Genomic DNA, 23,934 nt, shown 5'->3' on the forward strand with positions numbered 1-23,934 from the left:
TTACCAGACGTAGGCGAGGACTTCCCCACCCACGCCCTTCTTCTGCGCCTGCTTGTCGGTGAGCAGACCGTGGGACGTGGAGATGATCGCCACGCCGAGGCCGCCGAGCACCTTCGGCAGGTTGGTGGACTTCGCGTAAACCCGGAGACCCGGCTTCGAGATCCGCTTGATGCCCGCGATGGAGCGCTCGCGGTTCGGGCCGAACTTGAGCTCCAGGACGAGGTTCTTGCCGACCTCGGCGTCCTCGACCTTCCAGCCCGTGATGAAGCCCTCCTGCTGGAGGATCTCCGCGATGTGCGACTTGATCTTGGAGTGCGGCATCGACACGGAGTCGTGGTATGCCGAGTTCGCGTTCCGCAGACGCGTGAGCATGTCTGCGATCGGATCAGTCATGGTCATGAATTGGCCTGTGGCCTTTCTCGCCGGGGTTTCCTATATGCGCCATCCCTCTCCCCGTACTTCTGAAGACGGGACGGGTGCGGTGCGGGGACCTACGGCGTAGTAAGTCGTTCAGGGCGGCAGAGGCCCAACCCTCCCAGCCTAAGCCATGAGAGTCGGCACCTCTGCCGTCCCGGTTGCTTACCGAGAGGTCCAGGTATCCCTAACTAGGGGATTACCAGGAGCTCTTGGTCACGCCCGGCAGCTCGCCACGGTGAGCCATCTCACGGAGGCACACGCGGCAGAGGCCGAACTTGCGGTACACGGAGTGCGGACGACCGCAGCGCTGGCAGCGGGTGTAGCTACGCACACCGAACTTGGGCTTGCGAGCAGCCTTCGCGATGAGAGCCTTCTTCGCCATCTCGCTCACGCCTCCTTGAACGGGAAGCCGAGGTGACGGAGGAGCGCGCGGCCCTCTTCGTCATTGGTCGCCGTGGTGACCACGGTGATGTCCATACCCCGGACACGGTCGATCTTGTCCTGGTCGATCTCGTGGAACATGACCTGCTCCGTGAGACCGAAGGTGTAGTTGCCACGGCCGTCGAACTGCTTGGGGGACAGGCCGCGGAAGTCGCGGATGCGCGGCAGCGCGAGCGACAGGGTGCGGTCCAGGAACTCCCACATGCGGTCGCCACGGAGCGTGACGTGGGCGCCGATCGGCTGGCCCTCGCGCAGCTTGAACTGCGCGATGGACTTGCGGGCCTTGGTCACGGCCGGCTTCTGACCGGTGATGGTGGTCAGGTCGCGGATCGCGCCCTCGATCAGCTTCGAGTCACGGGCGGCGTCGCCGACACCCATGTTCACGACGATCTTGACGAGGCCGGGAACCTGCATGACGTTCTCGTACTTGAACTCGTCACGCAGCTTGCCGACGATCTCCTCGCGGTACTTCGTCTTGAGACGCGGAGTCACGGTGGTCGTCATCAGATGTCCTCACCCGTCCGCTTGGCAACGCGGATCTTGTTGCCCTCGTCGTCGAAGCGGTAACCGACGCGGGTCGGGACCTTCTTGCCGTCCTTCTCCACGACCAGCATGACGTTGCTGACGTGGATGGGGGCCTCGGTGGTCACGATGCCGCCGGCCTGCGAGCCGCGGGCGGTCGGCCCGGCCTTCGTGTGCTTCTTGACCCGGTTGACACCCTCGACCAGGACACGCTCCTCGCGCGGGAAAGCGGCAATGACCTTGCCCTGCTTGCCCTTGTCCTTGCCGGTGATGACCTGGACCAGGTCGCCCTTCTTGATCTTCATGCTCACAGCACCTCCGGCGCGAGGGAGATGATCTTCATGAACTTCTTCTCGCGCAGCTCACGGCCCACGGGGCCGAAGATACGGGTGCCACGAGGGTCGCCGTCGTTCTTCAGAATGACGGCGGCGTTCTCGTCGAAGCGGATGTACGAGCCGTCCGGACGGCGGCGCTCCTTGACGGTGCGAACGATGACCGCCTTGACGACGTCACCCTTCTTCACGTTGCCACCGGGGATCGCGTCCTTGACGGTGGCGACAATGACGTCACCGATGCCCGCGTAGCGGCGACCGGAGCCACCGAGCACACGGATGCAAAGGATCTCCTTCGCACCAGTGTTGTCGGCGACACGCAGTCGCGACTCCTGCTGGATCACGTCTATCTCCTGGTTGTCTGCCGGTTCCCGGGGCGGGGCCGTGAGGGCACGGCACCCGCCCCGAGCCTGGCGGAACGATGCCTAGGGGGTCCCCCTAGGAGGGATTACTTGGCCTTCTCGAGGATCTCGACGACGCGCCAGCGCTTGGTCGCGGACAGCGGCCGGGTCTCCATGAGGAGGACGCGGTCGCCGACACCCGCGGCGTTCTGCTCGTCGTGTGCCTTGAGCTTGTTGGTACGGCGGATGACCTTGCCGTACAGCGCGTGCTTGACGCGGTCCTCGACGGCGACGACGACGGTCTTGTCCATCTTGTCGCTGACGACCAGACCCTCACGGGTCTTGCGGAAACCGCGAGCTTCCTTGTTCTCAGTCACGTTGCTCTCGCTCATCAGGCGTTCTCCACCGTCTCGATGCCGAGCTCACGCTCACGCATGAGGGTGTAGATCCGGGCGATGTCCTTGCGGACCGCCTTGAGACGGCCGTGGTTCTCGAGCTGACCCGTGGCCGCCTGGAAGCGGAGGTTGAACAGCTCTTCCTTGGCCTCGCGGAGCTTCGCCAGAAGCTCCTCGTTGCCCAGCTCGCGCAGCTCGGACGCCTTGGTACCGGCCGACATCACGCTTCACCTGCCTCGCGCTTGACGATCCGGCACTTCATCGGCAGCTTGTGGGCCGCACGCGTCAGCGCCTCACGGGCGATCTTCTCGTTGGGGTACGACAGCTCGAACATCACACGTCCGGGCTTGACGTTGGCCACCCACCACTCGGGAGAACCCTTACCGGAACCCATGCGGGTCTCGGCGGGCTTCTTCGTCAGCGGACGGTCCGGGTAGATGTTGATCCAGACCTTGCCGCCACGCTTGATGTGGCGGGTCATGGCGATACGAGCCGCCTCGATCTGGCGGTTCGTGACGTACGCCGGGGTCAGCGCCTGGATGCCGTACTCGCCGAACGCAACCTGCGTGCCACCCTTGGACATGCCGTTGCGCTTGGGGTGGTGCTGCTTGCGGTGCTTGACCCTACGGGGGATCAGCATGTCGGTCAGGCCTCCGTTCCGGTGCTCTCAGCCGGAGCGGACGCGGGAGCCTCGGCCTTGGGGGCCTCGGCGCCGGCAGCCTGCTGCGGCTTGCGACCGCGCCGCTCGCCACCACGGCCACCACGGGCCGGGCGGTCGGAGCCACCGCGGGCCGGGCGGTTGCCCGCACGGGCGGCGGCGTTCTCGGCGCGGACCTCGGCGATGTTCTTCACGTCGCCCTTGTAGATCCAGACCTTCACACCGATGCGGCCGAAGGTCGTGCGGGCCTCGAAGAAGCCGTAGTCGACGTTCGCGCGGAGCGTGTGCAGAGGCACACGGCCCTCGCGGTAGAACTCCGAGCGGGACATCTCGGCACCGCCGAGACGGCCGCCGCACTGGATCTTGATGCCCTTGGCGCCCGCCTTCATCGCCGACTGCATGCTCTTGCGCATGGCGCGGCGGAAGGAGACGCGGGAGGACAGCTGCTCGGCGACGGCCTGGGCCACCAGCTGAGCGTCGGTCTCGGGGTTCTTGACCTCGAGGATGTTCAGCTGGACCTGCTTGCCGGTCAGCTTCTCCAGGTCGCCGCGGATGCGGTCGGCCTCGGCGCCGCGGCGGCCGATGACGATGCCCGGGCGAGCGGTGTGGATGTCCACGCGGACGCGGTCACGGGTGCGCTCGATCTCGACCTTGGAGATGCCGGCGCGCTCCATGCCGGACGTCATCATCCGACGGATGGCGACGTCTTCCTTGACGTAGTCCTTGTACAGCTTGTCGGCGTACCAGCGCGACTTGAAGTCGGTGGTGACACCGAGCCGGAACCCGTGCGGGTTTACCTTCTGGCCCATTACCGGGTTCCTTCCTTGCTGGCGACGACCACGGTGATGTGGCTGGTCCGCTTGCGGATCCGGTAGGCACGGCCCTGGGCACGCGGACGGAACCGCTTCAGGGTCGGGCCCTCGTCGACGTACGCCTCGGAGACGTACAGAGAGTCGACATCGGTGTGGTCGTAGTTGTGCGCGGCGTTGGCGATGGCGCTGTCGAGCACCTTGCCGACGGGCACGGAGGCAGCCTGCGGAGCGAATCGCAGGACGGCCTGGGCCTCCGTGGCGTCCATGCCACGGATGAGGTCCACCACACGGCGGGCCTTCATGGGCGTGACGCGGATGTACCGCGCCTGGGCCCTGGCTTCCATGGTTGTCCCTTCAGTTACTTACGTGTCTGTTGCGATCCGCGCCTCAGCGGCGCTTCGACTTCCGGTCTTCCTTGACGTGACCCCGGAAGGTGCGCGTCGGCGAGAACTCGCCGAGCTTGTGACCGACCATCGACTCGGTGACGAACACCGGGACGTGGGTCTTGCCGTTGTGCACCGCGATCGTGTGGCCCAGCATCGCCGGGACGATCATGGAGCGGCGGGACCAGGTCTTGATGACGTTCTTGGTGCCGGCTTCGTTCTGGGCGTCCACCTTCTTCATGAGGTGGTCGTCGACGAAAGGCCCCTTCTTCAAGCTACGAGGCATCTCAACCCGTCCTTAGCGCTTCTTGTTCGTCTTGCGGCGGCGGACGATGTACTTGTTGCTCGCCTTCTTGGGAGAACGAGTACGACCTTCCTTCTGACCCCAGGGGCTGACCGGGTGGCGACCACCCGAGGTCTTGCCCTCACCACCACCGTGGGGGTGGTCAACCGGGTTCATCGCCACACCGCGAACGGTCGGGCGGACGCCCAGCCAGCGCTTGCGGCCGGCCTTGCCCCAGTTGATGTTGCTCTGCTCGGCGTTGCCGACCTCGCCGACCGTGGCGCGGCAGCGCTGGTCGACCAGGCGGATCTCACCGGACGGCATGCGGAGGTGGGCCATGGTGCCCTCCTTCGCGAGCAGCTGCACGGAGGCACCGGCGGAGCGGGCGAACTTGGCGCCGCCGCCGGGACGAAGCTCCACGGAGTGGATCGTCGTACCGACCGGGATGTTGCGCAGCGCCAGGTTGTTGCCGGGCTTGATGTCGGCCGTGGGGCCGTTCTCGATCCGGTCGCCCTGGTTGAGGCCCTTGGGGGCCAGGATGTAGCGCTTCTCGCCGTCCGCGTAGTGCAGGAGAGCGATGCGCGCGGTGCGGTTCGGGTCGTACTCGATGTGCGCGACCTTCGCCGGCACGCCGTCCTTGTCGTGACGACGGAAGTCGATCACGCGGTAGGCGCGCTTGTGGCCACCGCCCTGGTGGCGGACGGTCACACGACCGGCGTTGTTACGGCCGCCCTTGCTGTGCAGCGGGCGGACCAGCGACTTCTCCGGCGTGGACCGCGTGACCTCGACGAAGTCGGCGACGCTGGCGCCACGACGGCCAGGAGTCGTCGGCTTGTACTTGCGGATACCCATTGTCTCTCAGTCCTCGGAAGATATTCCGAAATCTGGACGTTCCGCCCGCTTACGCGGTCGGACCGCCGAAGATGTCGATACGGTCGCCCTCGGCGAGGGTCACGATGGCGCGCTTGGTGGCGGCGCGCTGGCCGAACCCGGTGCGGGTCCGCTTGCGCTTGCCGATGCGGTTGATCGTGTTGACCCCGGTGACCTTGACGTCGAAGACCGCCTGGACGGCCTCCTTGATCTGGGTCTTGTTGGCCCGCGGGTCGACGATGAACGTGTACTTGTTCTCGTCGAGGAGCGCGTAGCTCTTCTCCGACACGACCGGCTTGATCAGGACGTCACGGGGGTCCGTGTACGCCTTGCTCGCCGGGGTGACGACGGTGTTCTTGCCCTCGGTGGCGTGGCGGCGCGCCTTGGCGACGCGCGCGGCCTTGGCGGCCTTGGCCGCCTTCGAGGCGATAGCGGGGTGACGGACAGCCATCAGGCCTCGCTCCCTTCGGTGTCGGCGGCCTTGGGGCCAGACACGAAGGACTCGAACGCGGCCTGGGTGAAGACCACGTCGTCCGAGACGAGAACGTCGTACGTGTTCAGCTGGCCCGGCTCCAGGATGTGCACCTGGGGCAGGTTGCGGGCGGACAGCCACGTGGCCTCGTCGGCGCGGTCGGCGACCAGGAGCAGGTTCTTGCGCTCCGAGATCTTGCCGAACAGCGTCTTGGCGGCCTTCGTCGACGGGGTCTCGCCCTCGACGACGCCGGAGACGACGTGGATGCGGTTGTGGCGCGCCCGGTCGGTGAGGGCGTGCCGCAGAGCGGCGGCCTTCATCTTCTTCGGGGTGCGCTGCGAGTAGTCGCGCGGCACGGGACCGTGCACGACGCCACCACCGGCGAACTGCGGCGCGCGGGTCGAACCCTGGCGGGCGCGACCGGTGCCCTTCTGGCGGTACGGCTTCTTGCCACCGCCGCGGACTTCGCCGCGGGTCTTGGTCTTGTGCGTGCCCTGGCGGGCAGCGGCCAGCTGCGCGACGACGACCTGGTGGATCAGCGGGATGCTGACCTTCTCAACGCCGAAGATCTCCGCGGGGAGCTCGACGGAACCGGCCTTCTCGCCCGCCGGCGAAAGGATGTCAACAGTGCTCATCGGTTACCTCAGGCCCCCTTGGCCGCGGTGCGGACCAGGACGAGGCCGCCGTTCGGACCGGGAACCGCGCCCTTGATGAGCAGCAGGCCCTTCTCCGCGTCAACGGCGTGGACGGTCAGGTTCTGGGTGGTGACCCGCTCGTTGCCCATGCGACCCGCCATGCGGAGGCCCTTGAACACACGGCCCGGGGTGGCGCAGCCACCGATGGAACCGGGCGAGCGGTGCTTGCGCTGGGTGCCGTGACCGGCGCCGAGGCCACCGAAGTTGTGACGCTTCATGACACCGGCGAAGCCCTTGCCCTTGCTCTTGCCGGTGACGTCGACCTTCTGGCCGGCCTCGAACACCTCGGCGGTGATCTCCTGGCCGAGCGTGTACTCGGAGGCGTCCGCGGTGCGGATCTCCACGAGGTGACGACGCGGGGTGACGTCGGCCTTGGCGAAGTGACCCTTGAGGGGCTTGTTCACCTTGCGCGGGTCGATCTCGCCGAAGGCGATCTGGACCGACTCGTAGCCGTCGACGTCGTTGGTACGGACCTGGGTGACGACGTTGGGGCCGGCCTTGACGACGGTGACGGGAACAACGCGGTTGTTCTCGTCCCACACCTGCGTCATGCCGAGCTTCTCGCCCAGGATGCCCTTGATCTGCTTAGCCATTCTCAGCCCACCAGCCTCAGAGCTTGATCTCGATGTCGACACCGGCCGGCAGGTCGAGTCGCATCAGAGAGTCAACGGTCTTGGGGGTCGGGTCGAGGATGTCGATCAGGCGCTTGTGCGTGCGCATCTCGAAGTGCTCGCGCGAGTCCTTGTACTTGTGCGGCGACTTGATGACGCAGTACACGTTCTTCTCAGTGGGCAGCGGCACCGGGCCCGCGACCGACGCACCGGTACGGGTCACCGTCTCGACGATCTTCTTCGCCGAGGAGTCGATGACCTCGTGGTCGTAGGCCTTGAGCCGGATGCGGATCTTCTGTCCCGCCATGGCTACTCAGTAGTCCTGTCTCTCTAACGCTCTGGAACCCGGTGTTTCTGGTGTGCGGCTCTTCGTTTCTCCGACCCACGCGGTCGGGCGTGTCGCGCTCCCGCTGACACAGATGTCCCTTGTTCGAACATCCCTGCGGAATGAACACGGCCCTACCGGAACCGCAAGCCGGGGGCGAAGAACCCACCGGGCGCCTGGCCGGTGCCGCACCGACGCTTCCCGGAAGATTCCCGTACGTCCGCCCCAGCGCTGCCGTGTGGCAGTTAGGGCGACGAGTACTGTGGGACTCGCTTCCGGTCCTCCCGGCGGGAGGCGCGCAGCATCAACACTCGACCGAGCAACTCGGACAGTCTGCCATATGGGGCGGGGGCCTGGCCAATCGAGCCGAGGAGAATACCCCGGGGGTGACGAAGGTCAAACGCGGGGCTCCGGCCGGCCGCGCTCACAGCTTGAAGAGAACCCCGCGCCAGGTCCATCCGGCGCCGACGACGGCGTCCCGCAGCGGGTCCGTCATCTCACGGGTGTCGAAGCGGAAGACCTCGACCCTCTGCGTGCGGCCCTCGGGGTCCTGCTGTGTCCCCCACTGCCGGTAGACCGTCGGCGCGTGCCCACGACCGTACTGCCGGTCGGCCTGGCCGGACGACCGGTTCTCCCACCGCTCGTGCAGGACGCGAACCTCATGCCGGTCAGGGATCAGGCGCATACGCGTCCTCAGCCTGACACCCACCCGGCTGATGCTGCACTCCGCCACCAGGTCGGCCTTCTCACCCGGGGAAGCGTTGCGCACGCTGTAGGGCACACCCGGCCCATTGAGCGCCAGCAGCGCGGCCCTGACCTCCCCCGCCGTCAACGGAACGGCGTCGCCCGCCGGACGCTCGGTCCCGGTCAGCTTGCGCCAGAGGTCCCCCATCATGCGACCTCGTCATCCAGGCGAATCGAACGAATGATGTCCTGAAACTCCCCGAGAACCTCGTCGTGCTGGGCTGCGGACGCGGTCAGTACCAACCGGATGACTGCGCGCCTGCGCGCGTCCCGGGCATCCGGCACCGAGAGGTACACCTGCGTCTGAGCGAGATCGCGTCGCACGCCGTGGACGGCTGCGGTGAAGGCCAATCGCTGGATCAGGGAGGGCGCTCCGGCTGTCGCGACGTCCCGGCGGCCCACCACGGTCACCGACTCGGCGACTTCACGCAACCGCTCCACCGCCGCGTCCGCGAGATCGGACAGGGCCACCGTCACCATCTGCATGTCTCCGTCGATCGTGATGTTAGCGGCGAACCCATTGTCCGGATGCGGGTGCACCGCGGCGAAGGCCACGGGCGCGTTCTCGACCTCTCCGGGACGAGCCGGGAGCCAGCCCTGCGGCATGCGGAACTCGATGGGTGTCGGCAGAGTCGCGGGCATGTACAAGTCTCCGTCCAACGCAAATGCCTCAGAACCAGCTGGCGACGTTGTCCTTGACGGAGCCGAATCCGTCGCCCACGACGTCCGTCACATCATCCAGTGCGTCAGCCGCGTCACTGACCGTGTGGGACAGCTTGTCGGGGTCAACGGTGATCTCGAATCCGGTCGCGCCCCCCACGAGGGGAGACAGTCCGACCTTGCCGCCTAGGTGGTACTTGCCCTGCTCGTCCTTCTTGTAGCCCCACCAGGCCTCGGCGCCCGGTCCGTACCACCCCTCAGCCGTCGCTCCGAACCCGATGCCTGCCACCTCGCCGCCTCCGGCTACCGTGCCCTTGGCCCCGGCGAACGCCTTCGCACCGACAGTGGCCTCTTCCTTGGTGACCTTGAGATTGACGCCCGCCTCCGCGACGGCGGCTCCTTCGAGCCGCCCGTAGGCGCCGGCGTAGGGCCCGTACTCGGCCCTTCCTTCGGCCGTAGCCCGCAGCCCGACGGACGCCTCGGCCTTGCCCACGACGCCCTTGTTGTTGAACCCGTAGTTCGCGGTGGCTCTGGCTCCGCCATAGCCGTCCGCTACTCCGGCGAGCTTCCAGTCGTCCCTGGTCAGCGAACCTTCCGCGGTCGCGTGGAAGACATCGGCGTATGCCTTGACCGATCCTTGTTTGCCGTACTTCGGGTCGGGAGTCACCGTGAAGCCGGCGTCGAGGCCGGTCAGCCTGACCTTGCCCTCGGAGTCCCACCCGTCCGTCTCGGCCGCTGCCGGCGCGTTCTTGTACGCGTCGAGATCGCCCGCTGCGTTGCCGTTGAAGCCGTTGAGTGTCCCGTCACCGGCGTCGGTGTCGAGCACCACCGTGCGGAGCGCGTACTCGACGTCCTTGTCCGCCTCGCCGGCGTTCTTCACGCACTGGTCGATGAGGGCCTGCCAGGAGGCCACGGCCTTACGGACGCTCTCCTGGTAGTCGCGGTCGTGTGCGAGCGCCTGCCGGTCCCCCTGGCTGAGCTTCTCCGTGTCGTACGAGACCACGCCCTGGTCCGACACCTTCATGCCCGCCGCCACGGCGTCGGCCCGAGCGGACCTCAGCTTGTTGCGCACGTGCACGAACTGGGTGTGCGCGTCCCGGAGGAGCGACGCGATCGCCTTGGCCTCGATCTGTGCCTTCTGGAATTCCTTGAGGGTCCAGCCGAGGCGTTCCTGGGCGACGTCCCCACTGAATCCCTGCCATGACGGGCCCAGGGTGATGCCGTGCACGTCCTTGCCGTAGGCCGTCTCCAGGTCGTGGAACTTCTTCGCCAGCCCGTCCCAGCGGTCGGCCGCCGTGGTGAGCGTGGCGAGGTCGGTCGTCATGATCTCGTGGTACGTCGGCATGGGTCCCCGTTGAATGCGATCGCGAGTGGGATCAGGCAGAGGTCACTTCGTCGGCGGCTGGGAGTACTGATCGAGCACAGAGGTCCTGCGCGCTGCCGCGCCGATGCCCACGTCGGTTCCGGTCAGGGTGGCATTGGCGGACCGCAACGCGCTCTTGTCCTGACTCAGCATGGTCATGAGGCCCTTGACCTGCTCGCCCCACGTGTGGTGGGCCGCCTTCAGGGCTCCGGATGTCAGCCAGCCGTCCCCGTCCTTCGCGGCGAACGCCTTCACCGCGGCGTCCGTCTCGTGATCCGCCCAGGCACCTGCCGTATGGGTGCCGGGCTCGATGTCCCGCTCGATGGTGTTCGCCGCGGCCTTCTTCTCCGCCGGCGACGAGGCGAGCTTCGGCCCGCCACCGGCCGGGCCGCCCCCTCCCCCGGGATCGGCCACGTGGTTCAGCCGCATGCCGATGGGCTGAGCGGTGGGGTTTCCGGTCACGTACTGCTCGTCTGCTGCGCCACTCACGAACGTCCTGCCCCCGTAGCTGGTACTGAGCGTGCACCTGCCAGATTAGGCCCTCATGATCGCCTCGGGGACCGAATAGGACGCTTTTTGGCCGACCGAAGGCGTCGGCTTTACCAGGACGGCGGTCCGGACGCGGGCCCAGGAGCAGGACCGGTCGGCGGCGGGCCCCACGGCACGGGAGGAGCCCACGCCGCTGCCAGTCGCCGGCGGTGGCGGCCGCGCCGGACCGCGGTGACGACGGTGATGGCCGCCGCTACGAGGACGGCGGCGACGAAGCAGCCGATCCCCGCGGCGATGCCGCCGATCGTGGCGCCCACCTGGGGCTTGTCACCCAGCGCGAACTCGGCGGGCAGCTCCGAGGTACACGTGAGCGCGTAGTCACCGCTGCTGCCGGGCTTCACCTCGAAGACGCGCTCCCAGGTGCGGGACCCCACGGTGACGGTGAACGTGCTGTCCGGCTCGGTCATGGAGCCGGTACGCATCTCCGGAATCCGGCACTCGACGTGCCCCTGTCCGGACTGGGAGACGTAGATCGCCTTGGTCTCCCCCGTGACGAACTCGAACGTCCGCGATTCCCCGCCGGAGAAGCTCCGGTCCGTGTCGATCGACCGGACCGTGTCCTTCACCGCCGCCACGACGAGGGCAATCCCGGCACCGGCCAGCAAGAGCCCCACCACAGCGGCCACCAGGTACCAGACGCGCCGAGGTCTCAGGTCCTTCGCCGGGACCCTGTTCTGTATGGCCACGTCGGCTACCGTACCGACGCGTACCTCAGGAACTCGGCCCAGGCCTCCGGCGTGAGCGTGAGGCGGGGGCCCTCGGTGTTCTTCGAGTCGCGGACGTGGACGGTGCCGGGGGTGTGGGCGATCTCTATGCAGGACTCCCCGTCGGTGCCGCTGCTGTAGCTGCTCTTGAACCACGCCAGCTCGGTCATGTCTCCCCCAGCAGTTGTTCGACGAAGGCCAGCGACTCCCTCGGCGAGAGCGCCTGAGCCCGGATGGTGCCATACCGCAGTTCGAGGATGCGCAGCCGCTTGGGATCGGTGATCGGCCGACCGTTGAACGCGCCGTCGGAGCGGCCCACGGCGGTACCGTCCGGGAACTTCAGCAGCTCGATCTTGCCGTCCACACCCGGGTGGGCATCGGAGTGCGTGGGCATCACCTGGAGCGTGACGTTGCGCAACCTCCCCACCTCCAGCAGATGTTCGAGCTGCTGCCGCCACACCATTGTGCCCCCGACGGGTCGGCGCAGCGGCGCCTCTTCCAGGACGAAGTGGACGGATGGAGGCGAGTCCGCCTCGAAGATCGACTGCCGGGCCATGCGGGCGGCCACCATGCGCTCCACGTCGTCCTGGGGGTAGGGAGGCTGAGCCGCCTCGAACAGGGCCCTCGCGTGATCAGGCGTCTGCAACAACCCGTGGACGCTGTTGCACTCGTACACCCCGATCTCCACCGCCTGCCCCTCCAGCTTGGCCAGTTCCCGCACCTTCTTCGGGTAGCGGACCTTCTTCACGTCCTCCCAGGCCGCCGCCAACAGCCCACCCGCGCCCAGGACTTCATCGGCCGCCGTCAGGAACTCCTGCCTCGGGATCCGCTTCCCCGCCTCGATCTTGTAGACCATGTCCTCGCCGTAGCCCACCGCCCTGCCGAAGTCCCCGGCGCGCAGGCCCGCCGCCTCACGGCGGAGTTTGAGCTGGCGGCCCACCGTCGTGATCACGGCGACGCCCCACTCGTCGTCCGGGTCCACCTCCCAGCCCGGCTCGTCCGCCTCGCTCCGGAGCCGTACCGCCTCGCTGTCCACCGACATCCGCGCCCCTCCGTCGTCCCGCGCCGTACCCCGGCGCCCTACCCCTGGGAACGGCGCGGACAGCCAAGACAGCACCGGACAAGCACCGGACAGTGACCGTACGCAACCGCTCCGTCACTCGTCACGGTAGGCGGCAGCGGCCACTGTGAGTGACGTGAACGAGGAAATCGCCGACCACTTCCCCCACTTCAGCGTGCTGCTGTCGGCCACGCCCCGCGGTGCCCGCCTCGCCCGGCTGCTCAGCGAGGCCCAGCTGCGGCGCTGGGGACTGCCGACCGACACCGCGAGCCAGCTCGTCGGCGAGCTGGCGGCCAACGCCGTCACACACGGCCTGGTGCCCGGGCGGAACTTCCGGCTGCGGCTGTACGTCGTCGCCGGCACCCTCCGTATCGAGGTGACCGACACGCGTGGTGAGCGGCTCCGCCGGCTCCGGCACCCGACGTGGGCCGCCGAGTCCGGACGGGGGCTGGTCCTCGTCGACGCGCTCGCGGACCGGTGGGGCGTGCAGGAGGAGCGGTCTCCGTGCAAGACCGTGTGGGCGGAGACGGCGACCGGGCCCGCCGCCGACCGGCGCGGTGTGTGACGGGCGCGTGGTGCTTGTGTGGCGCCCGTGGGCAGGGCGCCGGGCCCCCCGGACGGCCGCCGGGAGCCCCGTGCGAAGATCGGCCGCCAGAAACGCAACGGGGAGCACGACAACCAATGCCCGGCTACTACAACGTCGAATTCGAGGCGCTCGCCCGCCTCGTCACCGATCTCAGCGAGTGCGCGGACGGCATGAAGTCCGCGATGCGCAAGCTGAAGGACATCGGGCCCAAGGGCTCCGGCTCCGACGAGCTGGAGAACGCCTGTGACGACTTCCAGGACAAGTGGGGCTACGGCATCAAGCTGATCGCCGAGGCCACGGGCGGGCTCACCGAGAAGGTCGCCGAGTCCGGGCGGCTCTTCCGGCACCTGGAGGACAAGGTGCGGGCGCAGGCGGCCGGGGTGAAGGTGCCGGCGGGTGGCGCGCGTGACTGACAGCGACGCCGGGGTGCGGTTCCGGGTCCAGCCGGAGTTCCACGCCGTACCCCTCGGGCTCGGCGTCGACGAGGACGCCTTCGCCGAGCAGATGCGGCAGTTCGCGCTCGGCTACTGGGGCGGGCGCGAGGAGCTGGAGGACCTGCGCGGGCTGACCCGGGCCATGTACTCCGCGCAGGCCGAGACGCTGGTCGCCGGGGGTGCCGTCTACAACGCCGTCGGCATCTTCCCCATCGGCGGCACCGCGGACGGCTCCGAGCCGCCCGAGCGGGTCAGCCGCGCCGGCCTCACCGTCAGCGTGCGGGACATCGACAACCCCGATCCGCGGCTCACGGCGGCCGGGATCGCCGAGTCCCTGGACAAGGGGCCCGCGGGCGGGGAGGTCCAGCTGATCAGCCTGCCCGCCGGGCCCGCCGTCGTACATCTGGCCGGGTCGCGGGCCGTGTGGGAGCTGGAGGGCGGCGGCGAGCACGAGCAGTACTTCGTGCGGATCGAGGTCTGGCTGCCGTTCCCCGGCGAGGACCGCGTCCTGCTGCTCTGCCTGAGCACCCCCGACGTCCAGGACCTCTACCGCTACCAGGCGATCCTCGCCGACATCGCCGACACCGTCGCCTTCGGGGAGGGCGACGCCGAGAGCGACGCGGTCCCGGCTCCGGCCCCCGGAGTCCCCTCCCCGCTCGCCTCCTACTGACCGCGCCGAGGAGACCGCGCACGATGACCACACAGACGTACGACGCTCTCGGCTTCGACCCCGCGCCCGGTGTGCCGGCCACCGTGCGCGAGCTGGTCAGCTCGCTCACCGGTGTCAGCAAGCAGCTGCACGACGCCCACGCCACGCTGAGCAAGCTCGGCAGGCCCGACGCGCAGTGGGTGGGCGAGGCGGCGTCCGCCTTCGCGAAGAAGACCGGCTCGCTGCCGAAGTACCTCTCCGACGGGCACACTTCGCTGCTCGACGCCGCGCACGCGCTGCGCACCTGGGAGACCCGGCTCACCGGCTTCCAGGCACTGGCCCGCCGCTACGAGCACGAGGCCGCCGTCGCCCGCAAGGCGCTGAAGGACGCGGAGGGCGACCCGGACCTGAAGCTCGCGGGGCGCACCTTCGACACGGACGCGGAGCTGAAGGACGCGCAGCGGCGGCTGGACCACGCGGTGAAGCGGGTCAACGACGCCTCCGACGAGCTGAACGCGATCATCAAGAAGGCCAAGGAGCTGCTGGGCGACCACGAGGCCGCCGCCCGTGCCGCCGCCGAGGCGATCCGCAAGGCCGCCGACGTGGCGCCGGACGAGTCGCTGCTGGACAAGCTGAAGGACCTGCTCTCCACCGTCACCGACAAGGTGGCCGAGCTGGCCGGCGACCTGTGGGACTGGATCAAGAAGCACGCCGACACGATCTACAAGATCGGTGACTGGCTCGGGTACGCCAGTGCCGCCTGCGACATCCTCGCCGTCGTCTTCTCCGAGACCATCGTCGGCGCGGTGATCTTCGAGGGCATCGGCATGGTGCTCAACGGCGGTGCGCTGGTCTTCCACGGTGTGGGCTGGGCGGCCGGCGCGAAGAAGGGCAGCTGGACGGATATCGGCCTGGACCTGGTCGGCTTCGTGCCGTTCGGTGACCTCGCGCGGCTGGGGAAGGTCGGCAAGGGCGCCCTGAAGGGCGTGAAGATACCGATGAACGTGCTGGACTTCGGTGCGAAGGCGGCGGACTCCTGGAAGCGCGCCCGGAACATCATCGACCACGTCGGCGGCACCGCGAAGCTCGGTGACGACGCCGAGCAGTGGGTGATGCGGAACGTGAACGCGATGGGCAGCAAGGCCCACGCCATCCACGTCACGGCAGACACGCTGGCGGACCGGTTCAAGGTGGCCGTCGCGAAGGAGTTCGGTGACCGCAACCTGTACGGGGCGGGCACGAAGCTGTCGGACATCGGCTTCCAGAAGGTGATGCCGGCGCTGATCGAGAACACGCCGCTGAAGCGCATCCCCGCGCTCGCGGATTCGGTCAGGCCGATCATCGACAACGGCCGTGTCGTCGACAAGTACATCGACCCGCGGTCCTGGACGGCCCGCGGCTACGAGGCGGTCTCCGGGGCGAAGAACCTCTACAAGGAGGGGGTGCGCGTCGTGACGGAGGACGTGAAGTACGGGTCGGAGAAGATCCACGAGAAGCTCGACCAGGCGCGGGAGACGGCGAGCCACGTCTTCGACCGCCTGACGGCCAACCCGTTTGGATGAACACCGTGGACCACACCCCGTACACGTTCCTGATCTCGGCGAACAACCCCGTCCCGCTGTCCGGGCCGGTGCCGCCGCACCTGCCGCCCGACGCGGAGACGGCCGCCACGGTCCGCCGTACCGGACAGCGCCCCGAGGACCCGCCCCTCGCGCGAGTCGTCACCCCACGCCTGGACCGGCGCTGGAGCCGAAAGGCACCCGTGCCGTTCTGGATCCACTCCGGCCCGGACGACACCCTGCTCTGCTCCGTCCGCCCGGCCGGCCAGGACACCTACGACGTCCACGCCGCCGACGGCACCCCGCTGGCCCGCGTCACGCGCCACCCCGGCAGCCTCCTGCCGTGGCCCCGCAGGGTCCGCTGGACGGCGGACCCCGCGGGGTCGTCCGGGCAGGTCACGGGCCGCGAGGGCACCTGGTGGGGGTGGCTGGCCTATGTGGTCACCTCCCCCGCCTGGTTCCTCTGGGTCCTGGGCATGACCCTCTTCTCATCCTTCGACGGCAGCCCCGACGACTTCACCTTCGGCCGCCCGTCCCGCACCCGCTGGCAGGCCCCCGGCACGGGTACGGTCCTGGACTACCGGGGCCGGCGGAAGACCTGCCGGCACGACCCCGGTCACCTGGACTCCCGCACGGCCTATGCCCTGGCGGTGCTGCGGACCTGGTCCGCGTCGCGCTGAGGTCAGTGCCGGCCCTGCCGCAGCTCCGCGCGCAGCGCGTCGAACGCGGGCTTGGTGCGGTACGACTCGTCGTACAGGCAGGCCGCGCCCTCGCCGTCGAAGACGCCGGGCACCCACGAGTACTGGTCGGCGAAGCCCCACACGGTGAAGGACGTGCAGCTGCGGGAGCCGAGGCAGGCGGAGAGGAGGCCCCGGTAGTAGTCGGCCTGCGTCGCCAGCTTCGCGGGGTCCGCGGGGAGCGGGACACGGACGTCGACCTCGGTGAACGCGGTCTGCAGGCCGAGGTCCGCGAACCGCTTCAGGTTGGCGCCGACATCGCCCGGGAAGCCGTACTGGGTGCTGAGGTGGCCCTGGATACCGAAGCCGTCGACGCGGACGCCCCGGGCCTTCAGCTGCTTCGCCAGCCCGTAGTAGGCCGTGGACTTCGCGTTCACGCCCTCCACGTTGTAGTCGTTGAAGAACAGCTTCACGTTCGGGTCGGCCTCGCGGGCCCAGCGGAAGGCGTCGGCGATGTAGCCGGGGCCGAGCTTCTCCAGCCAGATGGAGTTCCGGTAGCTGCCGTCCTCCTCGAAGACCTCGTTGACGACGTCCCACTGGTAGAGCTTGCCCTTGAAGTGGCGGACGACGGTGGTGATGTGGTCGCGGAGGATGCCGCGCAGTTCGGCGGCGTCGATGGAGCCGTCGGCGAGGCCCTCGGTGAGCCAGGCGGGCAGCTGGTTGTGCCACAGCAGGGTGTGGCCGCGGACCGACTGGCCGTGGGCGCGGGCGAAGGCGACGAGCCGGTCGGCCTCCGTGAAGTCGTAGACGCCGCGCTGCGGCTGGAGCGTCTCCCACTTCATGACGTTCTCGGCGGTGACCGAGCTGAACTGCTGTGCGGTGATACGGCGGTAGGTGGCGTCGTCGGCGAGGGCGGTGGTGTTGACGGCGGTTCCGAACTTCACATGGGCGCGGTCGGCGGCCACGCGCAGCGGCGTGCCGGGGTCGGGCTTGCCGTGTCCGGGCTTGCCGGGGTGCGCCGCGGCGGTGCCGGCGCCGATCAGCAGGGTGCCGCTGACCACCAGCGCGGCTGCGGTGGCGGTGGTGCGGAGGTGCTTGAGCATGGTCGTTCTCGGTTTCCCTTCGTGATGGCCGCTGCGGGTGCGTTCAGCGGGGGTGGCTCCTGGCGGGCCGCCGGGGTGTTGGCCGGCGGCCCGGGGTTCCGGGCGTCAGCGGACGCGGTGGCTCTCCGGCGGGCCGAGGCAGGTCTCGGGCACAGGCCGCCGGTGTCGACGATCAGGCGCTGGAGGACGACGGTGGGGTCTACCATCCAGAAGCGCAGGCGGTGCACGCCGGGCCTGTCGATGGGGTGCCGGGTGGAGGTCCGGTTGACGTGGTCGGAGGTGTGGCGTTCCCAGCGGTGGTTCATGGCGCCGTCGTCCGGGCCGGTCGCGGCGATGACGTCGACGGTCTGCGGGGGCTGGTCGTCGAAGGAGACGGCGTAGCGCAGGCCTGGCCGGCCGAGGGCGGGGTTGCGGGGCGAGAGGTGCGCCCAGACGGTGACCTCGCCGGGGGTGAGCAGGGTGACGTCGTACTCCAGGCGGGGCGTGTTGCCGCCGGGGGTCTGGGCGGGGGCGGTGACGAGGACGGGGACCGCACGGCCGGCACGGACCAGCGTGAAGGCGCGGAAGGTGATGTACGCCCCCGGGTCGGTGGCCTTCGGCCGCGCACCCACGGACGTGCCCTTGCCGTCGGCCGGTGCGGCCTGGGCCGCAGCCGGCGGCAGCGCCGCCCCGAGCCCCGCGGCCACGCCCGTGCCGAGGGCGGTCCTTCTGCTGAGGCCCGGCGCCATACGGAACCCTCCCTGCTCGCCACGCACTAATTTGGAAAGCGGCATGACAAATGGTGGGGCGGGCGGCCGGAGTGAACAATGGGGCGGTCGGCAACGAAGAGGCAACGAAACGTTGCGACGACGACACGCACAGTAATGTCATGGACACATGGTCCGCGACCGGCACCGATGTCCCGTACACACGAAAAGGGCCCGTACGACCGAAGTCGTACGGGCCCCTCTCAGGAGCTCACGAGGGAGCTACCGGGTCACAGGACCCTCAAGCAAGCGGAACTTACTTGACGATCTTGGTGACCTGGCCGGCGCCGACGGTCCGACCACCCTCACGGATGGCGAACTTCAGGCCCTCCTCCATGGCGACGGGCTGGATCAGCTCGACGCGCATCTCGGTGTTGTCGCCCGGCATGACCATCTCGGTGCCCTCGGGGAGGTGCACAACGCCGGTCACGTCCGTGGTACGGAAGTAGAACTGCGGGCGGTAGTTGTTGAAGAACGGGGTGTGGCGGCCACCCTCGTCCTTCGACAGGATGTAGGCCTGGGCCTCGAACTCGGTGTGCGGGGTGACCGAGCCCGGCTTGATGATGACCTGGCCGCGCTCGACGTCCTCGCGCTTGATGCCGCGGAGCAGCAGACCGACGTTCTCACCGGCCTGGCCCTCGTCGAGCAGCTTGCGGAACATCTCGATGCCGGTGACCGTGGTGGAGGTCTTCTCCGGCTTGATGCCGATGATGTCGACGGTCTCGTTGACCTTGAGGACACCACGCTCGATACGGCCGGTGACGACCGTACCGCGACCGGTGATGGTGAAGACGTCCTCGATCGGCATCAGGAACGGCTTGTCGATGTCCCGCTCGGGCTCCGGGATGGACTCGTCGACGGCCTTCATCAGGTCGAGGACGGACTGGGTCCACTGGGCGTCGCCCTCGAGCGCCTTCAGCGCGGAGACCTTGACGACCGGGACGTCGTCGCCCGGGAACTCGTACTCGGAGAGGAGCTCACGGACCTCGAGCTCGACGAGCTCCAGGATCTCCTCGTCGTCCACCATGTCGGCCTTGTTCAGGGCGACGACGATGTACGGAACGCCGACCTGGCGGGCCAGGAGCACGTGCTCCTTGGTCTGCGGCATCGGGCCGTCGGTGGCGGCGACCACGAGGATGGCGCCGTCCATCTGCGCCGCACCCGTGATCATGTTCTTGATGTAGTCCGCGTGACCCGGGCAGTCGACGTGGGCGTAGTGACGCGCCTCGGTCTGGTACTCGACGTGCGCGATGGAGATGGTGATACCGCGCTGACGCTCCTCGGGCGCCTTGTCGATGTTGTCGAACGGGGTGGCCTCGTTCAGCTCCGGGTACGCGTCGTGCAGCACCTTGGTAATGGCGGCCGTGAGGGTCGTCTTACCGTGGTCGATGTGACCGATGGTGCCGATGTTGACGTGCGGCTTAGTCCGCTCGAACTTCGCCTTCGCCACTGGGGTCCTCCTGTGGAGTGGTTCTGTACGCCTTACTTCATCGGCGCCAGGTGATCTTTGCTGTCAGTGCCCGGAACCTGGGGCAAACGCCTGCGTTTGCGGACGTTTGCCCCTAGAGGCTCCGGAGTCAAGCCTACGGCGTGGGAACGCGGTGCGTTACTCGCCCTTGGCCTTCGCGATGATCTCCTCGGCGACGTTCCGCGGAACCTCGGCGTAGGAGTGGAACTGCATCGAGTAGCTTGCGCGACCCGACGTCTTGCTGCGGAGGTCGCCGACGTAGCCGAACATCTCCGACAGGGGCACGAGGCCCTTCACGACGCGGGCACCGGCCCGCTCCTCCATGGCCTCGATCATGCCACGGCGGGAGTTGATGTCGCCGATCACGTCGCCCATGTAGTCCTCGGGCGTGGTGACCTCGACGGCCATCATCGGCTCGAGCAGCACGGGGCTGGCCTTGCGCGCGGCCTCCTTGAAGGCCTGCGAACCGGCGATCTTGAACGCGAGCTCGGAGGAGTCGACCTCGTGGTAGGCACCGTCGAGCAGCGTGACACGCACACCGGTCATCTCGTAGCCGGCGAGGATGCCGAACTGCATGGCCTCCTGGCAACCGGCGTCGACCGAGGGGATGTACTCCTTCGGGATACGTCCACCGGTGACCTGGTTGACGAACTCGTAGGAGGTGTCGCCGCCCTCGATGGGCTCGACCGAGATGATCACGCGACCGAACTGACCGGTACCACCGGTCTGCTTCTTGTGCGTGTACTCGACCTTCTCGACCGCCTTGCGGATGGTCTCGCGGTACGCGACCTGCGGCTTGCCGACGTTGGCCTCGACCTTGAACTCACGCTTCATACGGTCGACGAGCACCTCGAGGTGCAGCTCGCCCATACCGCCGATGACGGTCTGGCCGGTCTCCTCGTTGGTGTGGACCTGGAAGGAGGGGTCCTCCTCCGCGAGACGCTGGATGGCGACACCCAGCTTCTCCTGGTCGCCCTTCGACTTCGGCTCGATCGCGACCTCGATGACCGGCGCCGGGAAGTCCATGGACTCCAGGATCACCGGGTTCTTGTCGTCGCAGAGCGTCTCACCGGTGGTGGTCTGCTTCAGACCCATGACGGCGACGATGTCGCCGGCACCCACCGACTCGATCTCCTCACGCTTGTTGGCGTGCATGCGGTAGATCTTGCCGATGCGCTCCTTGCGGCCCTTGACGGAGTTCAGCACGGCGGTGCCGGACTCCAGACGGCCGGAGTACACGCGGACGAAGGTCAGCTTGCCGAGGTGCGGGTCGCTCATGATCTTGAACGCCAGCGCCGACAGCGGCTCGTCGTCGGACGGCTTGCGCTTGATGACCTCTTCGGCGTTGTCGACCGCGTGGCCCTCGATGGCCTCGATGTCGACCGGAGAGGGCAGGTAGCGCACGACCGCGTCGAGCAGGGGCTGGACGCCCTTGTTCTTGAAGGCGGTGCCGCAGAACACCGGGGTCACCGTGGTGCCCTGGCCCTTGCCGGAAGCGATCGTGATACGGCGGATCGCCGCGTACAGCTGCTCCTCGGAAGGCTCCTCGCCCTCCAGGTACAGCTCCATGATCTCTTCGTCGTTCTCGGCGACGGCCTCGAGCAGCTTGCCGCGCCACTCCTCGGCGGCCTCGGTGTGCGTGGCCGGGATGTCGACGACGTCGTACATCTCGCCCTTGGTCGCCTCGGCGGACCACACGAGCGCCTTCATGCGGACCAGGTCCACGACACCCTTGAAGTCGGCCTCGGCGCCGATCGGCAGCTGCATCACGATCGGCTGGGCACCCAGCCGGTCGCTGATCATGTCGACGCAGCGGTGGAACTCGGCACCGGTGCGGTCGAGCTTGTTGACGAAGCAGATACGCGGAACGCCGTAGCGGTCCGCCTGACGCCACACGGTCTCGGACTGCGGCTCAACGCCGGCAACGCCGTCGAACACCGTCACGGCACCGTCGAGCACGCGCAGGGAACGCTCCACCTCGACGGTGAAGTCGACGTGGCCCGGCGTGTCGATGATGTTGATGGTGTGGTCGACGTTGTCCAGCTGCCAATGGCAGGTGGTGGCAGCAGAGGTGATCGTGATGCCACGCTCCTGCTCCTGCTCCATCCAGTCCATGGTGGCAGCGCCGTCGTGGACCTCACCGATCTTGTAGGAAACGCCGGTGTAGAACAGGATCCGCTCGGTGGTGGTCGTCTTGCCCGCGTCGATGTGGGCCATGATGCCGATGTTGCGCACCCTGGCCAGGTCAAGCGAAGTGGTAGCCATAAGGCTTTCGTCTTCTCTCGGTTCTCGATGGGGTAGCGACTACCAGCGGTAGTGCGCGAAGGCCTTGTTGGACTCGGCCATCTTGTGCGTGTCCTCGCGCTTCTTCACCGCGGCACCGAGGCCGTTGGAGGCGTCGAGGAGCTCGTTGAGCAGACGCTCGGTCATGGTCTTCTCGCGACGGGCGCGGGAGTAACCGACCAGCCAGCGCAGCGCCAGGGTGTTGGCACGGCCGGGCTTGACCTCGACCGGGACCTGGTAGGTGGCGCCACCGACACGGCGGGACTTGACCTCGAGGGTCGGCTTGATGTTCTCGAGAGCGCGCTTCAGCGTGATGACCGGGTCGTTGCCGGTCTTCTCGCGCAGGCCCTCCATGGCGCCGTAGACGATGCGCTCGGCGGTGGAGCGCTTGCCGTTCAGCAGCACCTTGTTGATCAGGGAGGTCACCAGAGGGGAGCCGTAGACCGGGTCGACGATGACCGGACGCTTCGGGGCGGGGCCCTTACGAGGCATTCTTACTTCTCCTTCTTGGCGCCGTAACGGCTGCGGGCCTGCTTGCGGTTCTTGACACCCTGGGTGTCGAGCGAACCGCGGATGATCTTGTAGCGAACACCCGGCAGGTCCTTCACACGGCCGCCGCGCACGAGCACGATGGAGTGCTCCTGCAGGTTGTGTCCCTCACCCGGAATGTAAGCGGTGACCTCGATGCCGCTGGTCAGACGCACACGCGCGACCTTACGCAGGGCCGAGTTCGGCTTCTTCGGGGTGGTCGTGAACACACGCGTGCAGACGCCGCGACGCTGAGGGGAACCCTCGAGTGCGGGCGTCTTGTTCTTCTCGACCTTGTCCTGCCGGCCCTTGCGGACCAGCTGCTGGATCGTAGGCACTACTTCTCCGGTTTCTGTGTGCCGATGGGTACAGCTAACCTGGAACGTCGCCGACCCACGCGGTCGGGTGTGTCGAATCATGCGGACTCCCGCCGCAGGGCAGAAAGAGGCGCAGATTACGGTGGCCGGTGACGGCTCTGTGTGCGGTTGAAGGCACGCACGAGAGCCAGGGCACACCCCAGGCACAAGGTCTGAGCGTACCTAGCCCGTCAGCTCCGGTCAAAACAAATGGAACCCGCCCCGGCGGGCCGGGGCCCTTAGCGCACCGCGGACCGAATCGTCCCGCTATGCACGATACCCGGGCGCGGCGATCCGTGCCCGGGTACCGGGATGTGCGCGCTCCGCGCATGCGCCGGGGGCGCGTGGTTGCGCGGTCACGGCGTGGGGGCGGCGGGGTGAGCGGTCACGGCTGTACGGCGTCGGGCTGCCCGGTGCCGGGCTGCTGCGTCGGGGGCGCCGGGATGGTCGGGGGCACCGGGATGAAGGAGTCCGCGCCCGGCGGGACGAACTCCTGCGGGCGGGTCAGCGGCTCGGGCGAGGCCGGGTCGAACGCCAGCCCGAGCCCCTTGCCGAACGGTACGGCTGCCGCGGCGGGGCCTTCGACGGCGGCCTCGACGCTGTAGTAACGGCGCTCGGTCGGGCGGTAGCCGATCAGCTCCACCACCTTGGACACTCCGGGCGGGCGGCCGTAGGCGGCGTCGGGCGAGTCCCAGAGGTAGACGGCGCCCCACTGCTCGCCCTCGGGGCCGGTGGAGGAGATCCATGTCTTCTGCCGCAGGCCGGGCACGGACGTGTACGCGTCCACGGCCCGGTCGCGCAGATAGGCACGCAGGGACGCGACGGTCGCCGGGGAGCGGGAGAGGTCCCACAGGACGACCGTGCAGTACAGGCGGGGGGCGGGCCGCTCGCCGCCTGTACTGCACGGT

34 protein-coding genes and 1 pseudogene are annotated in these 23,934 nt (G+C 68.3%); 5 read left to right on the top strand and 30 right to left on the bottom strand.

Annotated features, from left to right (window positions below):
- The 23 genes from rpsH to MTQ10_RS01340 form a co-directional block, all read right to left on the bottom strand.
- Positions 1-399 (bottom strand): 30S ribosomal protein S8, encoded by a 399-nt coding sequence (gene rpsH, locus MTQ10_RS01230; RefSeq protein ID WP_043503329.1) that lies wholly within the window; start codon positions 397-399, stop codon positions 1-3.
- A gap of 214 nt (positions 400-613) precedes the next feature.
- Complete coding sequence (locus tag MTQ10_RS01235; RefSeq protein ID WP_059127180.1) at positions 614-799, bottom strand: type Z 30S ribosomal protein S14; 186 nt, start codon at positions 797-799, stop codon at positions 614-616.
- Between the two features lie 5 nt (positions 800-804).
- The gene (gene rplE, locus MTQ10_RS01240) at positions 805-1,362 is read right to left on the bottom strand and encodes a 50S ribosomal protein L5 (protein ID WP_247461280.1); all 558 of its coding nucleotides are present in this window, start codon (positions 1,360-1,362) and stop codon (positions 805-807) included.
- A complete protein-coding gene (rplX, locus tag MTQ10_RS01245; RefSeq protein WP_247461282.1) occupies positions 1,362-1,685 on the bottom strand; it encodes a 50S ribosomal protein L24 in 324 nt (107 codons plus the stop codon). Before rplX ends, rplE begins: the two co-directional genes overlap by 1 nt.
- 2 nt (positions 1,686-1,687) lie before the next feature.
- Entirely contained in the window at positions 1,688-2,056 is a 369-nt protein-coding gene (gene rplN / locus MTQ10_RS01250; protein WP_003998823.1) for a 50S ribosomal protein L14, read from the bottom strand.
- A gap of 104 nt (positions 2,057-2,160) precedes the next feature.
- Positions 2,161-2,445, bottom strand: coding sequence for a 30S ribosomal protein S17 (gene rpsQ / locus MTQ10_RS01255; RefSeq protein ID WP_039656223.1), 285 nt, complete (start codon positions 2,443-2,445; stop codon positions 2,161-2,163).
- Positions 2,445-2,669 (bottom strand): 50S ribosomal protein L29, encoded by a 225-nt coding sequence (rpmC, locus tag MTQ10_RS01260; protein WP_007494763.1) that lies wholly within the window; start codon positions 2,667-2,669, stop codon positions 2,445-2,447. The genes rpsQ and rpmC overlap by 1 nt, the downstream gene beginning before the upstream one ends.
- On the bottom strand, positions 2,669-3,088 hold the full coding sequence (rplP, locus tag MTQ10_RS01265; protein WP_029380975.1) for a 50S ribosomal protein L16: 420 nt from the start codon (positions 3,086-3,088) through the stop codon (positions 2,669-2,671). Before rplP ends, rpmC begins: the two co-directional genes overlap by 1 nt.
- Before the next feature lie 5 nt (positions 3,089-3,093).
- A complete protein-coding gene (rpsC, locus tag MTQ10_RS01270; RefSeq protein ID WP_247461284.1) occupies positions 3,094-3,915 on the bottom strand; it encodes a 30S ribosomal protein S3 in 822 nt (273 codons plus the stop codon).
- Positions 3,915-4,262, bottom strand: a complete 348-nt coding sequence (gene rplV / locus MTQ10_RS01275) for a 50S ribosomal protein L22 (protein WP_247461286.1) — start codon at positions 4,260-4,262, stop codon at positions 3,915-3,917. The genes rpsC and rplV overlap by 1 nt, the downstream gene beginning before the upstream one ends.
- A 43-nt stretch (positions 4,263-4,305) precedes the next feature.
- A complete protein-coding gene (gene rpsS / locus MTQ10_RS01280; RefSeq protein WP_247461288.1) occupies positions 4,306-4,587 on the bottom strand; it encodes a 30S ribosomal protein S19 in 282 nt (93 codons plus the stop codon).
- 12 nt (positions 4,588-4,599) lie between these two features.
- The gene (rplB, locus tag MTQ10_RS01285) at positions 4,600-5,436 is read right to left on the bottom strand and encodes a 50S ribosomal protein L2 (RefSeq protein WP_110629821.1); all 837 of its coding nucleotides are present in this window, start codon (positions 5,434-5,436) and stop codon (positions 4,600-4,602) included.
- 49 nt (positions 5,437-5,485) lie between these two features.
- The gene (gene rplW, locus MTQ10_RS01290; RefSeq protein WP_247461290.1) at positions 5,486-5,905 is read right to left on the bottom strand and encodes a 50S ribosomal protein L23; all 420 of its coding nucleotides are present in this window, start codon (positions 5,903-5,905) and stop codon (positions 5,486-5,488) included.
- A complete protein-coding gene (gene rplD, locus MTQ10_RS01295) occupies positions 5,905-6,561 on the bottom strand; it encodes a 50S ribosomal protein L4 (RefSeq protein ID WP_247461292.1) in 657 nt (218 codons plus the stop codon). The genes rplW and rplD overlap by 1 nt, the downstream gene beginning before the upstream one ends.
- Before the next feature lie 8 nt (positions 6,562-6,569).
- The gene (gene rplC, locus MTQ10_RS01300) at positions 6,570-7,214 is read right to left on the bottom strand and encodes a 50S ribosomal protein L3 (RefSeq protein WP_247461294.1); all 645 of its coding nucleotides are present in this window, start codon (positions 7,212-7,214) and stop codon (positions 6,570-6,572) included.
- A gap of 16 nt (positions 7,215-7,230) precedes the next feature.
- Complete coding sequence (gene rpsJ, locus MTQ10_RS01305; protein ID WP_003948644.1) at positions 7,231-7,539, bottom strand: 30S ribosomal protein S10; 309 nt, start codon at positions 7,537-7,539, stop codon at positions 7,231-7,233.
- Between the two features lie 442 nt (positions 7,540-7,981).
- Positions 7,982-8,452: a hypothetical protein gene (locus tag MTQ10_RS01310; protein WP_247461296.1), complete on the bottom strand. Its 471-nt coding sequence runs from the start codon at positions 8,450-8,452 to the stop codon at positions 7,982-7,984.
- A complete protein-coding gene (locus MTQ10_RS01315; protein ID WP_247461298.1) occupies positions 8,449-8,943 on the bottom strand; it encodes a hypothetical protein in 495 nt (164 codons plus the stop codon). Before MTQ10_RS01315 ends, MTQ10_RS01310 begins: the two co-directional genes overlap by 4 nt.
- A 28-nt stretch (positions 8,944-8,971) precedes the next feature.
- The gene (locus MTQ10_RS01320; RefSeq protein WP_247461300.1) at positions 8,972-10,306 is read right to left on the bottom strand and encodes a hypothetical protein; all 1,335 of its coding nucleotides are present in this window, start codon (positions 10,304-10,306) and stop codon (positions 8,972-8,974) included.
- A 42-nt stretch (positions 10,307-10,348) separates the two neighbouring features.
- On the bottom strand, positions 10,349-10,813 hold the full coding sequence (locus MTQ10_RS01325) for a hypothetical protein (RefSeq protein ID WP_308404526.1): 465 nt from the start codon (positions 10,811-10,813) through the stop codon (positions 10,349-10,351).
- Positions 10,814-10,923: 110 nt separating this feature from the next.
- Positions 10,924-11,559, bottom strand: coding sequence for a serine/arginine repetitive matrix protein 2 (locus MTQ10_RS01330; protein WP_247461302.1), 636 nt, complete (start codon positions 11,557-11,559; stop codon positions 10,924-10,926).
- 5 nt (positions 11,560-11,564) lie between these two features.
- Entirely contained in the window at positions 11,565-11,747 is a 183-nt protein-coding gene (locus MTQ10_RS01335) for a DUF397 domain-containing protein (RefSeq protein ID WP_247461304.1), read from the bottom strand.
- Positions 11,744-12,619 (bottom strand): helix-turn-helix domain-containing protein, encoded by an 876-nt coding sequence (locus MTQ10_RS01340; RefSeq protein ID WP_247461306.1) that lies wholly within the window; start codon positions 12,617-12,619, stop codon positions 11,744-11,746. Before MTQ10_RS01340 ends, MTQ10_RS01335 begins: the two co-directional genes overlap by 4 nt.
- 154 nt (positions 12,620-12,773) lie before the next feature.
- Between MTQ10_RS01340 and MTQ10_RS01345 the strand changes: the two genes are divergently transcribed.
- The 5 genes from MTQ10_RS01345 (at position 12,774) to MTQ10_RS01365 (ending at position 16,545) form a co-directional block, all read left to right on the top strand.
- Positions 12,774-13,202, top strand: a complete 429-nt coding sequence (locus MTQ10_RS01345; protein ID WP_247461308.1) for an ATP-binding protein — start codon at positions 12,774-12,776, stop codon at positions 13,200-13,202.
- Between the two features lie 116 nt (positions 13,203-13,318).
- Positions 13,319-13,636 (top strand): hypothetical protein, encoded by a 318-nt coding sequence (locus tag MTQ10_RS01350; RefSeq protein WP_247461310.1) that lies wholly within the window; start codon positions 13,319-13,321, stop codon positions 13,634-13,636.
- A complete protein-coding gene (locus tag MTQ10_RS01355; RefSeq protein ID WP_247461311.1) occupies positions 13,629-14,327 on the top strand; it encodes a hypothetical protein in 699 nt (232 codons plus the stop codon). The genes MTQ10_RS01350 and MTQ10_RS01355 overlap by 8 nt, the downstream gene beginning before the upstream one ends.
- 23 nt (positions 14,328-14,350) lie before the next feature.
- The gene (locus tag MTQ10_RS01360; RefSeq protein ID WP_247461313.1) at positions 14,351-15,868 is read left to right on the top strand and encodes a putative T7SS-secreted protein; all 1,518 of its coding nucleotides are present in this window, start codon (positions 14,351-14,353) and stop codon (positions 15,866-15,868) included.
- Positions 15,865-16,545, top strand: a complete 681-nt coding sequence (locus tag MTQ10_RS01365) for a hypothetical protein (RefSeq protein WP_247461315.1) — start codon at positions 15,865-15,867, stop codon at positions 16,543-16,545. Before MTQ10_RS01360 ends, MTQ10_RS01365 begins: the two co-directional genes overlap by 4 nt.
- Positions 16,546-16,547: 2 nt before the next feature.
- Here MTQ10_RS01365 and MTQ10_RS01370 read toward each other — a convergent pair whose 3' ends face one another.
- The 7 genes and pseudogenes from MTQ10_RS01370 to MTQ10_RS01400 form a co-directional block, all read right to left on the bottom strand.
- Positions 16,548-17,645, bottom strand: coding sequence for an endo-1,4-beta-xylanase (locus tag MTQ10_RS01370; RefSeq protein ID WP_247461316.1), 1,098 nt, complete (start codon positions 17,643-17,645; stop codon positions 16,548-16,550).
- Positions 17,646-17,750: 105 nt separating this feature from the next.
- A pseudogene (locus MTQ10_RS01375) lies at positions 17,751-18,172 on the bottom strand (glycosyl hydrolase 115 family protein); the annotation flags it as partial.
- Between the two features lie 475 nt (positions 18,173-18,647).
- Positions 18,648-19,841 carry an elongation factor Tu gene (gene tuf / locus MTQ10_RS01380; protein WP_247461318.1) on the bottom strand — a complete coding sequence of 398 codons (1,194 nt, stop codon included), beginning with the start codon at positions 19,839-19,841 and terminating at the stop codon, positions 18,648-18,650.
- A 156-nt stretch (positions 19,842-19,997) separates the two neighbouring features.
- A complete protein-coding gene (gene fusA / locus MTQ10_RS01385; RefSeq protein ID WP_247461320.1) occupies positions 19,998-22,124 on the bottom strand; it encodes an elongation factor G in 2,127 nt (708 codons plus the stop codon).
- A 39-nt stretch (positions 22,125-22,163) separates the two neighbouring features.
- A complete protein-coding gene (rpsG, locus tag MTQ10_RS01390) occupies positions 22,164-22,634 on the bottom strand; it encodes a 30S ribosomal protein S7 (protein ID WP_029386961.1) in 471 nt (156 codons plus the stop codon).
- Between the two features lie 2 nt (positions 22,635-22,636).
- Positions 22,637-23,008: a 30S ribosomal protein S12 gene (gene rpsL, locus MTQ10_RS01395; protein WP_003948652.1), complete on the bottom strand. Its 372-nt coding sequence runs from the start codon at positions 23,006-23,008 to the stop codon at positions 22,637-22,639.
- A 403-nt stretch (positions 23,009-23,411) separates the two neighbouring features.
- A partial coding sequence (locus MTQ10_RS01400) for a hypothetical protein (protein ID WP_247461323.1) occupies positions 23,412-23,934 on the bottom strand: 523 nt, incomplete at its 5' end.

The organism is Streptomyces sp. XM83C (assembly GCF_023072675.1).
Taxonomy (GTDB): domain Bacteria; phylum Actinomycetota; class Actinomycetes; order Streptomycetales; family Streptomycetaceae; genus Streptomyces; species Streptomyces thermocoprophilus.